The following is a 14841-nucleotide window of genomic DNA, read 5'->3' as shown; positions in this document are numbered from 1 at the left end:
GTTAAGCTCTTTAGCGCCGATGGTAGTTGGGGGCTTCCCCCTGTGAGAGTAGGACGTCGCTTCGCACACGAAAAAAAACCACTGAGAAATCAGTGGTTTTTTTGTATAAAAATATTCATCAATAATGCTCTTCAGAGAAAATCTTTAAATTCCCTTTTCAATACCTCTAAGTACTTCCTTATATAAAATCAAATTAACTACTTATTTAATAAAGCTTTTTTCAAATCAACTAAATAATTTCCTTTTATAATAGGTATATTTTAGCTAATATTTGAAAGCTAAAAATTATATTATAAAAAGTTTATTAAAGGAAAAGATAAAGCAAAAGTAAAATAAAATTATAATAAAACAGTAAAAGTAAGAAAACACTCAACTAAGGTAATATTCCGAATTATTTTATTTTTTAAGTAATCTTGACAGTCGAGGTCGACGTTGATAACCTTACAATAATATTCTTTTCTAAATAGGAGGCATACTTAAAAATGTGGGAAACAAAATTTGCTAAAGAAGGTTTAACATTTGATGATGTATTATTAGTGCCAGCACACTCAGAAGTATTACCAAAGGATGTTAATTTATCTGTAAATCTTACTAATAATATTAAGTTAAACATTCCAATGATTTCTGCCGGTATGGATACTGTAACAGAAGCAAAAATGGCAATTGCAATGGCTCGTCAAGGTGGACTTGGTATTATTCATAAGAACATGAGTATTGAAAAGCAAGCAGAAGAAGTAGAAAAAGTAAAACGCTCTGAAAATGGTGTTATTACTAATCCCTTTTTCTTAACACCTGAGCACCAAGTATTCGATGCAGAACATTTAATGGGCAAATACCGCATTTCAGGTGTTCCTATTGTGAACAACATGGAAGATCAAAAGTTAGTTGGGATTATTACAAACCGTGACCTACGTTTTATCTCTGATTATTCATTAAAAATTGATGATGTTATGACAAAAGAGGATTTAATTACGGCAGCTGTTGGGACAACTTTAGCAGAGGCCGAAGAAATTCTTCAACAATATAAAATCGAAAAGTTACCTATTGTTGATGAAGATGGAAAACTTACAGGTTTAATTACGATTAAAGATATCGAAAAGGTTATTGAATTCCCTAATGCAGCTAAAGACAGCCATGGACGTTTAGTTGTAGGTGCAGCAGTAGGTGTTTCTAAAGATACAATGGTACGCATTGCTAAGTTGGTGGAAGCACAGGTTGATATTGTGGTAATTGATACAGCACATGGTCATTCACAAGGTGTATTAAATACTATTAAAGACATCCGTGCCGCTTACCCGAATTTAGACATTATTGCAGGTAATGTAGCAACAGCTGAAGGTACACGTGCTTTATTTGAGGCAGGAGCAGATGTTGTAAAAGTGGGAATTGGTCCTGGTTCTATTTGTACTACTCGTGTTGTGGCAGGTGTAGGTGTACCTCAAATTACAGCGATATATGATGCTGCTACAGTAGCACGTGAGGTAGGCAAAACGATTATCGCTGACGGTGGGATTAAGTATTCAGGAGATATCGTAAAAGCTTTAGCTGCAGGTGGACATACTGTAATGTTAGGATCATTATTAGCGGGAACTTCTGAATCTCCAGGTGAAACTGAAATCTTCCAAGGGCGTCGCTTTAAAGTATACCGCGGTATGGGTTCACTTGGTGCAATGGAAAAAGGTTCTAAGGATCGTTACTTCCAGGAAGATGCGAAGAAGTTAGTTCCAGAAGGAATAGAAGGACGTCTACCTTATAAAGGACCTTTAGCAGATACAATTCATCAATTAGTTGGTGGTGTACGTGCTGGAATGGGTTACTGTGGTGCTCCGGATTTAGCAGATTTACGAGAAAAATCACAATTCATTAAAATGTCAGGGGCAGGCTTACGTGAGTCACACCCACATGATGTACAAATTACAAAAGAATCACCAAACTATTCTTTACAATAAGTACTAGGCAACTTTTAAACGCTACTATCGTCAAATTGAGATAGTAGCGTTTTTTTATTAAGAAGAGCACACATTAGACTACTTATGTATGATAAAATGGCGTTAGAGAATAAAAATTTTGGAGGTAGCTTTGTGAAGATAGTAAGTAAGCAAATGGTATTAAGCTTCGTCTTAATTCCAGTGTTAATATTCAGTATGTTGGCGATGGCCGTACCTGCTCCAACAAATGCAGAGACGGATTTAGGATTAACGGTAGATGCAGCGATATTAATTGATGCAGATACTGGTAAGATTTTATATGAACAAAATGCAGAAACTGCATTAGGTATTGCAAGTATGACGAAAATGATGACGGAATACTTATTACTAGATGCAATTAAAGAAGGATCGATTACTTGGGATCAACAATATAATGTAACAGAGTATACATATAAAGTTTCTCAAAACCGTTTATTAAGTAATGTACCTTTGCGTGCGGATGGTACGTATTCAATTAAAGAATTATATGAAGCGATGGCTATTTATTCTGCCAATGCAGCAACAATTGCAATTGCTGAAACAATTGCAGGGACAGAAAAAGAATTTTTAAAGCTTATGAATAAAAAAGCAGAAGAACTGGGTTTGGAAAATTATAAATTTGTAAACTCTACGGGGTTAAATAACTCAGATTTATTGGGGATGCATCCAGAAGGTACAGGGGAAAATGATGAAAATGTGATGCCTGCCCGTTCTGTGGCAAAGTTAGCGTATCATTTACTGAAGGATCATCCTGATATGCTAGAAACAGCAAAAATTCCGAAAAAAGTCTTCCGTGAAGGAACTTCGGATGCAATTAACATGTCAAACTGGAATTTCATGCTTCCAGGTCTTGTCTATGCATATGAAGGAGTAGACGGTTTAAAAACTGGTACAACTGATTTTGCGGGTCATACGTTTACGGGTACAGCAAAACGTGGGGATACACGTTTAATTGCAGTAGTAATGAAGGCTGTAGATTCAAAAGGTGTAGGCTCTTATAAGGCACGTTTTGATGCAACAGCGAAGCTATTTGATTATGGATTTGGTCAATTTTCAAAAGTAGAACTTGTTCCGGCAAACTACACATTTGAAGGGAAGAAATCACTTCCTGTAACAAAAGGGAAAGAAGAAGCTGTAAATATAGCAGTAAAAGAGCCTGTTTCAGTGATGGTAAAAACGTCTGAAAAAGATTTATATGTTCCGACACTAATGTTAACAACAGAAGAACTGGAAGCTGGTGTTGAGAAGAACCAAGTAGTAGGTCAAGCTGTTGTTAATATTTCACAGGGAATGGATTATGGCTATATTGACGGCTCTAAAATTGTAGCAGAAGTGGTAACAACGGATGCTGTAGAACGTGCAGGAAAAGTAGCACTATTCTTCCAGGGTATTGGAAGCTTCTTTGCTAATTTATGGAGCGGTGTATTTGGTTTTGCAAATGGATTAATTAAATAAATATGTGATGCCTTTCTATAAGATAAATCTTATAGAAAGGTTTTTTTGTAGAAAAACGGAATTTTCGAATGGGACAATTTGTAGATAGAGCATGCCATACATACATTGTTGTTATGGAGGGATAATTATGTGTGGGATTTCAGGCTGGATTGATTACTCGAAAAATCTGGTAGATAATGAATTACTTATAAAGAAGATGACGAGAACGCTTTTACATCGTGGTCCGGATAGTGAGGGGTATTTTGTGAGCAAGCATGCCTTACTAGGACATAAAAGGCTCGCAATTATTGACTTAGTCACAGGTGACCAACCAATGACTAGAGGGAATTTTACGATTGTTTACAATGGGGAAGTTTATAATGCCAATGAAATTCGTGAACAGCTCATTAAACGTGGCTATACATTCCATACCACATCCGATACGGAAGTTATTTTAATTGCGTATTGTGAATGGAAAGAGCGATGTATGGACTATTTGAATGGGATATATGGTTTTGCTATATGGGATGCAGAGGAACAATCTTTATTCTTATGCCGTGACCGGTTAGGAGTTAAGCCATTATTTTACTATGAATATGAAGATGGCATATTATTTAGCTCTGAAATTAAAGGGATCTTGGCACACCCTTCAGTAAAGCCGCAAGTCGATATAGAAGGGCTGGCGGCGTTATTTAGTTTAGGACCTTCTCGAATAGTCGGTAATGCTATATTTAAAGGAATTAAGGAAATAAAACCGGCATATGCCATGACTGTTCGTAAAGAGGGCAAAAAGAGCTGGAAATATTGGGATATAGTAAGTAAACAACATGAACATTCAGAGGAAGAAACAATAGATAAAGTACGGGAGCTTGTAACGAAGGCAATTGAACGCCAACTAATAAGTGATGTACCTATTAGTACAATGCTTTCGGGAGGGCTAGATTCAAGTATTATAACGGCTGTAGCAGCTGAACAACTTGCCAAAGAAAATAAAACATTATCGACATATTCCGTAGCGTATGAAGAAAATGACCAACACTTTCAGGAAAACTCATTTCAAACATCTCAGGATGAATTTTGGATTGGGAAGATGCAACAAGCATTTCAAACCAATCATAAGCAAGTTACCCTTACTCAGGAAGATTTAGTTGAAAGCTTACAGCATGCCATGATATTGAAAGATATGCCGAGTATGGCCGATATTGATAGTTCGCTTTATTTGTTCTGTAAAGAGATGAAAAATGAACATACGGTAGCTTTATCAGGCGAGTGTGCAGATGAAGTATTTGGTGGGTATCCATGGTTTTATGGTGAAAAAACAGAAAGTCTGTTTCCGTGGTTAAGATCAACAAATGAGCGGGAACAGCTATTTAAAACAGAATGGCAAAAAAGGTTACAGCTGCCTCAGTTTATGCAAAATACTTATGATGAAGCAATCAAGGATATGCCTCATTTTACAGGCAGTAAAGAGGAGCAGGAACGCCAGCAATTGTTTTATTTAAATAATTTATTCTTTATGCAAACCTTGTTAGAAAGAAATGATCGAATGACAATGGGAGCGAGTATGGAGGTGCGTGTTCCATTTGCTGATCATACGATTATAGAATACGTATGGAATATTCCATGGGAAATGAAAAACAGTGGTGGCAAAGAAAAGGGAATTTTACGGGAGGCTTTCTCCTCTCTTTTACCGAAAGAAGTAGTGGAGCGTAAAAAAAATCCATACCCCAAAACATATCATCCAAAATATACTGAACTTGTGCATAAACGTTTACAGCAAATTTTGAAACAGAAGGATTCAGTATTATATGAATTGTTCGAGCATGACCAATTAAAGCGTCTACTCGCTACAAATGGTCAGTCATTTCAGATTCCATGGTTTGGTCAGTTAATGGCTGGTCCACAATTAATTGCCTACTTAATTCAGGTGCATGATTGGGTAGAACATTACCGAATTGATATTATTTCAACATAAAGAAAGACGTTCTTAATTTAGAACGTCTCAAAGGCTGGATTTAGTTTACTGATTTTTTGGAGATATTCCAAATAGCCATTAGTTGATGGATTTGATGTTCTATTTCATGAATTTGTATATTTCCAAAACCCAGTAAAAATGTCCGTTTAGAATATGATTGCTCTGTTAGATAATAGTTGGAAAGAGGCAAAATATTAATATTATGCTGTAAGGCAATTTGTTGAAGCGCCAATTCAGTTTGATCGTGAAGAAAGGCTATTAATATATTCGTACCTGCCGCATCTCCGGATATAGATATTTGTGGATAATAATTCGAAAAAATCTCAATACATTTATCGTGCTTCTTACGATAAATTTTCCGCATGCGATTTAAGTGTTTTGCAAAATGCCCGTCTGCCATAAACTTTGCTAGAATATGCTGTTCAAACCGAGGAACAGTAGAAGAATAGTAATTAAAATGCTCTTGATAGCGTTTAATAAGTGATGGGGGTAATACGAAATAGGCAACGCGTAATGATGGCATAAGGGATTTCGTAAAAGTACTCAAATAAATAACGCGATCGTTTTGATCCATTCCCCGTAATGCCGGAATTGGCTTTCCAATATAACGAAACTCACTATCGTAATCATCCTCAATTATAAAACGATTGGGTGCTTTAGCTGCCCAATTCAATAGCTGAGTGCGCCGGTTGGCAGACAGTACTGCCCCAGTCGGGAATTGGTGAGATGGAGTAACATAAACAACATTTGCGTTCGTTTTCTGCAATTGTTCCACAACAATTCCGTCTGAATCAACGGAAATTGGAATAGCGAGCTGACTTAGTTGATGCCTTGGTATTGGTGAATAGCCTGGATTTTCAAAGGCTAGTAGGAAATCATCGTCTAATATTTTTAAAATCATGGGCAGGAGCTGTTCGGTTCCGGAGCCAATCACGATTTGTTCCGGCTGGCACGCTATCCCCCGGGACTGATGAAGATAGTTTGAAATTTCGATTCGTAATGCCAGCTCACCTTGACGTTCGCCAGTTTGCAGTAAATGTTTGAATGGCTTATCTAGAACATCTTTGGCATATTTTCGCCATGTTGTAAACGGGAATGCATCCTCGTCAATTTTTGCAGAGGAAAAGTCAATTTTATATTCCGTTTGCTGAGTTACATTCTTAAAGTTAACATTCATTACGGAATTTTTACGATAAGGCAATGAATCAATTTCTTCTACAAAATAGCCAATGCGAGGTTTTGACATAATATATCCTTCCGCTAACAGCTGAGCATAGGCCAGTTCAACAGTTGTTTGGCTAATATTGAAAAATTCCGCCAGTTCCCGTTTAGAAGGTAGGCGAGTTCCTACAACCAGTTGGTTATTTGTAATCGCATCTTTTATACCGATATATAGCTGTTCGTAGAGTGGAATAGAATGTTCTTTTTTTAGTTGAAAGAAAAGCATATTAAAGTACCTCCTTTTGTGACCTTTAAGAAAAATAAAAATATATTAAATTCAACAATGTCAGAAAAGTATAGCACATCGGCAATTATTTCTGAATGTTTTAGGGAAAACTTGCATTGATGTACTGTTTATAGTACAGTATGGTTAAATTTATAAATGAATTCGATGATAGGAAGTAGTAGCAAGCAAGTTTTTTTTAGAGAGTCAGCGGGTGGTGAAAGCTGATAAAAGCACTTGTGAATCCGTCCTTGAGATGCTTTTTCCGAAAACTAACAAGTAGGTAGAAGCCGGCTTACCAGAGTCGTTAATTGTTAAGAGGAATAGATTTTAGATCTATTCAATTAGGGTGGCAACGCGGGTAGCTCTCGTCCCTTTCATAGGGATTGAGGGCTTTTTTGTATTCACTTTACTAATACATTAATGCGTTAAAGTGCTCGGGATCATCATTCATAAACTTTAGGAGGAAAAATTATGTTAGACATTAAGCGTGTCCGAGACAATTTTGAAGAAGTAAAACGTATGCTTCTTACACGTAACGAAGATTTAGGGAATCTGGACAACTTTGAAAACCTAGATACAAAGCGTCGTGAGCTAATTTCCAAAACAGAAGTATTAAAGGCTGAGCGCAATAAAGTATCTGAGCAAATTTCTGTTATGAAGCGCAACAAGGAAGATGCAACAGAAGTGATTGCTCGTATGCGTGAAGTAGGCGATGAGATTAAAGCTTTAGATGCTGAATTAAATGGCATTGAAGAAGAGTTTAAAGATATAATGATGCGTCTGCCAAATATTCCACATGAGTCAGTACCAGTTGGAACAGAAGAAGATGACAATGTAGAGGAATATACTTGGGGCACTGTACCAACATTTGATTTTGAAACAAAGGCACACTGGGATATTGCAAAAGAGCTAGATATCGTGGATTTTGAGCGCGGAGCAAAAGTTACAGGAAGCCGTTTCTTATTTTATAAAGGGTTGGGTGCACGTTTAGAGCGCGCTTTACTGAACTTTATGATGGATCTTCATTCAGATCAACATGGCTATACGGAAATGTTGCCACCGCAAATCGTTAACCGCGATTCATTAACGGGCACAGGTCAATTACCGAAGTTTGAAGAAGATGTATTTAAATTAGTTCGTGAAGAAGATGAAATGGACTATTATCTAATTCCAACAGCTGAAGTGCCGGTAACAAACTACTACCGTGATGAAATTTTATCAGCAGACATGCTGCCACAAGCATTTTCAGCATACAGCGCTAACTTCCGTTCAGAAGCAGGATCTGCAGGTCGTGATACACGCGGATTGATCCGTCAGCACCAGTTCAACAAAGTAGAATTAGTACGCTTTGTAAAACCGGAAGAATCTTATGAGCAATTGGAAATTTTAACAGGTCATGCCGAAAAAGTATTACAGCTTTTAGGCTTGCCATACCGCAAATTAAAAATGTGCACAGCAGATTTAGGATTCACAGCTGCGAAAAAGTATGATTTGGAAGTATGGATTCCTGCACAAAACATGTACCGTGAAATTTCTTCTTGTTCAAACTTCGAAGATTTCCAAGCGCGTCGTGCCAATATCCGTTTCCGTCGTGAAGCAGGAGCAAAACCGGAATTCGTTCACACGTTAAACGGTTCAGGTCTAGCAATTGGCCGTACAGTAGCAGCAATTCTGGAAAATTACCAACAAGAAGATGGTTCTGTAGTTATTCCTGATGTATTACGTCCGTATATGGGCGGCATAGAAATCATTGCGCCTAAATAATTAAAATTAAAAGTGTGCTGAATCTAATAAATTCAGCACGCTTTTTTTCATTTATAAACAAATATATTATTTAGGAATTAGTTTTACAAAAGTAGAGTATTTTGTTATATTCGAGAAAATAGGATACTCGATGCAATGTTCAAAGAATAATAGATTCTACTGACTCATAACAATATTTTCAGCAGTTACATCAAAATCAATTTTCATAAAAACCCTCTATATATACACAGTTATTTTCACTTCAATAATTCCAATATAATCTTGCCTAATGCTCTCTTTTTTAATAACACCTCAGTTCCAACAAAAATTATAAAGCCTTTATTGAATCAAGTAATCTCACAGGAGGATGAGTGAACGAATGGAATACATTCAAGTTTCATATGAATATGAAGAGAAAATTGCGATTGTCACGTTAAACCGACCTGAAATGCGGCATGCCTTTAATACGGAGATGGCAAAGGAGCTGCTCAATGTATTTCAATCCCTGAATGAGCAGCCAGTACGTGTCGTTATTTTAACTTCTTCTACTGTAGATGCCTTTTGCTCAGGCGCAGATTTAAAAGAACGTAAGGGGATGAGCGACTCACAATGGACAGAACAGCATCATTTATTTGAGCAAATGTTTCAGGCTGTAGCCAATTGTAAGCAACCTACAATAGCTGCAATAAACGGCTATGCACTTGCGGGAGGATTTGAGCTCGTCTTAAATACGGATTTAATAATCGCCGGCAGGAACACTAAAGTAGGATTGACTGAGGTTACTCGAGGAATAATGCCTGGCGGAGGAGGTGCGCGATTATTACCAAAACGTGTACCGCTTCATATTGCAAAGGAATGGCTATTTACAGGTCGAATTGTTCCAGTAGCGGAAGCTCAGCAGGCAGGTTTATTTAATGCAGTAGTCGAGCCCTCAGATGTGCTGCAAACTGCACTGCAATTGGCCGAAACGATTGCTTCTAATGCCCCATTAGGAATTCAAGGGGTAAAGAAAATAGCAGAAATCAGTTCATTAGAAGCATCTGAAGCATTTCGAATTGAAATTGAAACATACAATGAGGTCATTGCTTCAGAGGATCGAATAGAAGGTATCTTAGCCTTTAATGAGAAAAGGAAACCTAATTTTATCGGAAGGTAGGAGGATACCATATGATGCAAACAGAGAATCTCGTTTTTCTAGAGGAACTTCGGGAAGCTGTAAGAGCAGTTTGTAAACGTTTTGATGGTGCGTATTGGCGGAAGTTAGATGAAATTGACGGTTATCCGACAGAATTTGTGGAGGCTATTACACAGGCAGGTTTTTTAGGAGCTATAATACCAGAACAATATGGTGGTTCAGGTTTAGGAATATTGGAAGCGTCAGTGATTTTAGAAGAAATTAACCGCTCAGGCGGGAATGCGGGTGCTTGCCATGCTCAAATGTATACGATGGGCACAATTTTGCGGCATGGATCACCGGCACAAAAGGAGAAATACTTGCCAAAGATTGCGGATGGTACGCTTCGTTTACAAGCATTTGGCGTGACAGAACCAAACACAGGTACGGATACAACAAATTTAAAGACATTTGCGAAACGTGATGGTGACCATTATATTGTGAACGGTCAAAAGGTATTCATTTCACGTGCAGAGCATTCAGATTTAATGATTTTATTGGTGCGTACAACCCCGAAAGATCAATGTGTTAAAAAGAGTGATGGATTGTCCGTGCTTATTGTGGATTTAAATGAAGCAGTTGGCAATGGCTTGGAAATCCGTCCCATCAAAACGATGATGAACCATGCAACAACGGAATTATTTATCGATAATCTAAAAGTGCCGGTAGAGAACTTAATTGGCGAAGAGGGAAAAGGATTCCGCTATATTTTGGACGGGATGAATGCTGAGCGAATTTTAATTGCTGCAGAATGTATTGGTGATGGTCGTTGGTTTATTGAACGGGCAACGAATTACGCAAAAGAACGTGTCGTTTTTGATCGACCGATTGGACAAAACCAAGGGATCCAATTCCCGATTGCACAAGCGCACATCCATATTGAAGCTGCAGATTTGATGCGCATAAAAGCAGCAGAACTTTATGATCAGCAGCAAGTTTGTGGGGCAGAGGCCAATATGGCGAAGTTACTTGCGGCAGATGCATCCTGGGAGGCAGCTAATGTAGCGATTCAAACATACGGCGGCTTTGGCTTTGCAGCAGAATATGATATTGAGCGTAAATTTAAAGAGACGCGATTATATCAAGTAGCTCCTATTTCAACGAATTTAATTTTATCATACGTAGGAGAACATATTTTAAAACTTCCTAAATCTTATTGAGGTGAACATCATGCACTTTCCAAATCAAGTAGAAATTATTGAAGTAGGTCCTCGCGATGGTCTACAAAATGAAGCACGCTTTGTTCCAACAGAGGAAAAGAAACAACTAATTAAACAATTATATGAAGCTGGTTTTCAGCGAATCGAAACGGCCTCCTTTGTCCATCCAAAAATAGTGCCACAAATGGCCGATGCACAGGAAATTACATCATTTTGCAATGAGTTAGGGATGAATTATCTTGCTTTAACACCAAATATGAAAGCGCTGGAGCGTGCAATCGAAGCAGGTGTACCACAGATTGCAGTATTTGTTGGGGCAAGCGAGACATTCAATCAAAAAAATATTAAGCGTTCCATTGAAGAGTCTTTAGCAGAATGCAGTGAAATGTTCCGGCATGCAAAGGCTCAGCAAAAATTTATCCGAGGCTATGTGTCGATGTGTTTTAGTTGTCCGTATGAAGGGGCTATCTCCTATGAGCAAGTAAAGCGAGTCGTTTCACAATTTGTGAGTGATGGGGCTGATGAAATTTCGATTGGAGATACGAATGGACAGGCAAATCCGCGCATTGTGTATGAGCGATTTAGCGCATTGAGAAGAGACTTTCCGGACACAACGTTCGTGGCTCATTTCCATGATACTAACGGCTTTGCCTATGCCAATATCATGGCCGCATTAAATGCGGGAATCGAAAAGTTTGATAGTTCGATCGCGGGGCTTGGCGGCTGTCCATTTTCGCCTGGAGCAACAGGAAATGTAGCGACAGAGAAGGTGGTGGAGCTGTTTGAAGCAATGGGAATTAAGACAAATATTCAGTCTGAAAAATTGAAGGACGTCGGCGCTTTTGCTAGTAATTTAGTTTAAGGAGGGCTGAATCTGAAACCATTACAAGGCATACGTGTCATCGATATGACTACTAATATTTCAGGGCCAACATTAACAATGATTTTGGCCGATTTAGGGGCAGAAGTAATCAAAATCGAAAAGTTGAGTGGCGATGAAGCCCGTAAAATGGAGCCTAAATTTCAGGAAGATGGCGTTTACTTTTTAAATATTAATAGACAGAAGAAATCTATTACCCTTAATTTAAAGGATAGTTCCAATTTTGAAAGATTAATGGATTTGATTAAAACAGCCGACGTTTTTGTTGAAAATTACCGGCTTGGTATAGCGCAGAAATTGGGGATTGATTATAAAGCATTGAAGGAAGTGAATCCTCAACTTGTTTATTGTTCACTGACTGCCTATGGTCAACATGGCCCTAAAAAAATGTATCCAGGCTATGATGCCATTATGCAGGCTGAAACAGGCATTATGAGTATTACAGGGAGCGAAGAGTTAGCTAGGGTGCCTGTTTCATTAATTGACCAAGGAAGTGCCATGTGGGGGGCACTTGGTATTGTATCTGCCATTTTGCAGCGTAGTCATACAAATGAGGGGAGCTTTGTTTCAACATCATTGTATGAAACCGGTGTATTTTGGGCGAACTATCATTTGCTTTCAACCAAATTAACGGGTGAAAATCCTGAAAAATTAGGCTCTAATCATGGCGCATTTGCACCCTATGGAGCGTTTCGAACATCAGATGGGGCAATAATGATTGGTATCTCAAACAATAAATTATTCGAAAAACTATGTGAAGTATTGAATAGGCATGAATGGGTTGAAGATCCTCGTTACTGTACAAATGAAGAGCGCGTCAAAAATCGTTCCTTACTGATGGAACAAATTGAACAAATAACACAAGCGGAAAAAAGCGATGTACTCATTCAGGCACTTGAAAATGGAGGAGTTCCTGTAGCACAGGTGAAAACGATGCAAGATGTCCTTATAGACCCGCAGCAAATAGAGAATAAACTTATTATACGTCTGCCACATTTACGTGATAAGGAAATGTATGCAACACGTATTCCTCTAACATTTTCAAACTGTGACTTAACACCAACTGTACCTGCACCAATGCTAGGGGAGCACAATAAGGAAATCTTAGGGAGGGAGAGCATACATGACAATAAGTGAGCAGTTGGCACAATACATTGTGAATGTTCGTTTTGAGGATATACCAGAGGAGGTTATACACTTTACGAAATTATGTATAGTCGACTATTATTCATCTTTATTGAAAGGCAAAGAAGCAGAACCCGTTCAGATGATGGAGCAGGTTGCGCTCCTAATTGGAGGAGAAAAGCAGGCAACGGCAGTTACGGGATTGAAAACGAGCATAACAAATGCAGCTTTCATCAATGGTGGGGCGAGCCACGTTATTGAACTGGATGACATTCATAAAGCGTCCATTGTACATGCTGCAACCGTCATTATGCCCGCAGCAATTGCCATTGCCGAGTGGCAGAATTTATCGGGAAAACGATTAATCGAGGCGATTATTGTAGGCTATGAAGTAGCGTTTCGCATAGGAGAAACCGTTACTCCTTCGCATTATTACTATTTCCATAATACAGCGACTTGCGGTACCTTTGGCGCGGCAGCAGCTGTGGCTAAATTATTGGATTTATCCAAAGAACAAATTGTTCAAGCATTTGGTTCAGCCGGTACACAAGCTGCCGGGCTATGGGAATTTATTGAGGATGGTGCAATGAGTAAGCAATTACATCCTGGTAAGGCAGCGATGAATGGGATTTTAAGTGCCTTGTTAGCACAGCAAGGTTTTACAGGAGCAACAGCCATTCTTGAGGGTCGGAGAGGGTTTTTTGAAGCAATGAGCGACGAGTACGATGTAACGCGAATGACGGATAAATTAGGGGAGCAATACAAAATTACCGAAAATGCTTTTAAAGTTCATGCATCATGTCGCCATACACATGCCGCAATGGACTTAGCGATTCAACTGTATGAAAAGGTAAAAAATAACGGAATCCATTCTATAAAATTAATTGAAGTAGGTGCCTATCAAGTGGCACTTGATATTACTGATGCTAAGAATCCCCAAACGGTTTATGCGGCAAAATTTAGTATGCAATTTTGTGTAGCTTTAGCGTTATTGACTGGTAAAGGCGGTTATGATGCCTATACTGCCGACTCCTTGCAGGATCCGTTAATTCGCAGCCTAATGGAAAAGATGGTTGTGTCTGTAGATGAAGACATTCAAAGTCAATATCCTCAAGAGTGGGGTGCGAAAATTCAAATTCACTGGTTGGATGGCACAATTGATGTCATGCAAAGCCAATTTTCAAAAGGAGACCCTGAAAATCCATTAAACGAGCAGGATTTTATCGGAAAATTTAATAGTTTAGTACCACTGGAAGAAACCCACAAGAAAAAAATCATAAATCAACTACTACATTTAGAAACTCTCCAAGTTCAGCAGATCATTCGTACAATACATCCCATCAAACACATTTCAATCGTTTAACAGCTGTGCAATTTTCAGATAAATGAAGGGTGAGTGATCAAAAGCCCTTAACTTTGAAAATATAAAAAAAGCATTGGATGAATCAGCAAAACGCTAACGTGTACTACAATTATCCCTACTAAAAAAAGAAACAGTGAAAGGTGGTGACGGGGGCTGCTTGCAATGCCATCAATATTATTCCATTAGAAGAAATTAATGCTGGCTTTGATTTATTAGCTACTGGGGATAATTCCCGAATCATTATTAAAATGGATTAATCAATGTGGAGAAATAAAACGACGAAACAACTAAAAGTGAACTGCTCCCTCTCAAGTAGACAGTGGAAATAATAAAATAAAAATGCTTTAAGCGGCTTGAGACCTGAACTCTTTAGGACTCAAGCCGTTTAATGTTTCTTGATATCGTTCGTTGTTATAGAATTTTATATATGTATCAATCGCATGTTTTAACTCTTCGTACGTCTCAAACTTATGTAAATAATACTTCTCTACTTTTAGAGTCCCCCAAAGCGCTTCTATCGGTCCATTATTAATACAGCGGCCGACTCTCAAATGCCCCCATTCGACAAACAGA

General features: G+C 38.3%; 11 protein-coding genes and 1 other annotated feature. Of the genes, 9 read left to right on the top strand and 2 right to left on the bottom strand.

The window, feature by feature from the left end; translation table 11 throughout:
- The first annotated feature begins 482 nt into the window (after positions 1-482).
- The 3 genes from guaB (at position 483) to asnB (ending at position 5376) form a co-directional block, all read left to right on the top strand.
- Positions 483-1949: an IMP dehydrogenase gene (guaB, locus tag H9635_RS18860; protein WP_191701864.1), complete on the top strand. Its 1467-nt coding sequence runs from the start codon at positions 483-485 to the stop codon at positions 1947-1949.
- Positions 1950-2081: 132 nt separating this feature from the next.
- Positions 2082-3422 carry a D-alanyl-D-alanine carboxypeptidase family protein gene (locus H9635_RS18855; protein ID WP_318245234.1) on the top strand — a complete coding sequence of 447 codons (1341 nt, stop codon included), beginning with the start codon at positions 2082-2084 and terminating at the stop codon, positions 3420-3422.
- A 127-nt stretch (positions 3423-3549) separates the two neighbouring features.
- Complete coding sequence (gene asnB, locus H9635_RS18850) at positions 3550-5376, top strand: asparagine synthase (glutamine-hydrolyzing) (RefSeq protein WP_191701862.1); 1827 nt, start codon at positions 3550-3552, stop codon at positions 5374-5376.
- Between the two features lie 40 nt (positions 5377-5416).
- On the opposite strand, the gene pdxR is transcribed toward asnB, so the two are convergent.
- Entirely contained in the window at positions 5417-6823 is a 1407-nt protein-coding gene (gene pdxR, locus H9635_RS18845; protein WP_191701861.1) for a MocR-like pyridoxine biosynthesis transcription factor PdxR, read from the bottom strand.
- A 156-nt stretch (positions 6824-6979) separates the two neighbouring features.
- Positions 6980-7199, top strand: a binding site (T-box leader).
- 95 nt (positions 7200-7294) lie between these two features.
- On the opposite strand from pdxR, the gene serS reads away from it, so the two are divergent.
- The 6 genes from serS to H9635_RS18815 all read left to right on the top strand — a co-directional run bounded on the left by serS (position 7295) and on the right by H9635_RS18815 (position 14268).
- Complete coding sequence (gene serS / locus H9635_RS18840) at positions 7295-8587, top strand: serine--tRNA ligase (protein ID WP_191701860.1); 1293 nt, start codon at positions 7295-7297, stop codon at positions 8585-8587.
- A gap of 358 nt (positions 8588-8945) precedes the next feature.
- Positions 8946-9722: an enoyl-CoA hydratase/isomerase family protein gene (locus H9635_RS18835; protein WP_191701859.1), complete on the top strand. Its 777-nt coding sequence runs from the start codon at positions 8946-8948 to the stop codon at positions 9720-9722.
- Between the two features lie 11 nt (positions 9723-9733).
- Complete coding sequence (locus H9635_RS18830) at positions 9734-10900, top strand: acyl-CoA dehydrogenase family protein (protein WP_191701858.1); 1167 nt, start codon at positions 9734-9736, stop codon at positions 10898-10900.
- Between the two features lie 10 nt (positions 10901-10910).
- Complete coding sequence (locus H9635_RS18825; protein ID WP_191701857.1) at positions 10911-11762, top strand: hydroxymethylglutaryl-CoA lyase; 852 nt, start codon at positions 10911-10913, stop codon at positions 11760-11762.
- A gap of 6 nt (positions 11763-11768) precedes the next feature.
- The gene (locus H9635_RS18820) at positions 11769-12917 is read left to right on the top strand and encodes a CaiB/BaiF CoA transferase family protein (RefSeq protein WP_318245235.1); all 1149 of its coding nucleotides are present in this window, start codon (positions 11769-11771) and stop codon (positions 12915-12917) included.
- The gene (locus tag H9635_RS18815) at positions 12904-14268 is read left to right on the top strand and encodes an MmgE/PrpD family protein (protein WP_191701856.1); all 1365 of its coding nucleotides are present in this window, start codon (positions 12904-12906) and stop codon (positions 14266-14268) included. The genes H9635_RS18820 and H9635_RS18815 overlap by 14 nt, the downstream gene beginning before the upstream one ends.
- A gap of 344 nt (positions 14269-14612) precedes the next feature.
- On the opposite strand, the gene H9635_RS18810 is transcribed toward H9635_RS18815, so the two are convergent.
- Positions 14613-14840, bottom strand: a complete 228-nt coding sequence (locus H9635_RS18810) for an IS3 family transposase (protein WP_263617364.1) — start codon at positions 14838-14840, stop codon at positions 14613-14615.
- Position 14841: the final 1 nt, after the last annotated feature.

Source organism: Solibacillus faecavium, assembly GCF_014836905.1.
In the GTDB taxonomy this organism is placed as follows: Bacteria; Bacillota; Bacilli; order Bacillales_A; family Planococcaceae; genus Solibacillus; species Solibacillus faecavium.
This window is presented reverse-complemented; position numbering and strand designations above follow the sequence as displayed.

Bases quoted from the DNA above. Each gene is read 5' to 3' on its own strand.
- guaB (WP_191701864.1), top strand. From the start codon at position 483: ATGTGGGAAACAAAATTTGCTAAAGAAGGTTTAACATTTGATGATGTA.
- serS (WP_191701860.1), top strand. From the start codon at position 7,295: ATGTTAGACATTAAGCGTGTCCGAGACAATTTTGAAGAAGTAAAACGT.
- H9635_RS18835 (WP_191701859.1), top strand. From the start codon at position 8,946: ATGGAATACATTCAAGTTTCATATGAATATGAAGAGAAAATTGCGATT.
- asnB (WP_191701862.1), top strand. From the start codon at position 3,550: ATGTGTGGGATTTCAGGCTGGATTGATTACTCGAAAAATCTGGTAGAT.
- H9635_RS18815 (WP_191701856.1), top strand. From the start codon at position 12,904: ATGACAATAAGTGAGCAGTTGGCACAATACATTGTGAATGTTCGTTTT.
- H9635_RS18830 (WP_191701858.1), top strand. From the start codon at position 9,734: ATGATGCAAACAGAGAATCTCGTTTTTCTAGAGGAACTTCGGGAAGCT.
- pdxR (WP_191701861.1), bottom strand. From the start codon at position 6,823: ATGCTTTTCTTTCAACTAAAAAAAGAACATTCTATTCCACTCTACGAA.
- H9635_RS18825 (WP_191701857.1), top strand. From the start codon at position 10,911: ATGCACTTTCCAAATCAAGTAGAAATTATTGAAGTAGGTCCTCGCGAT.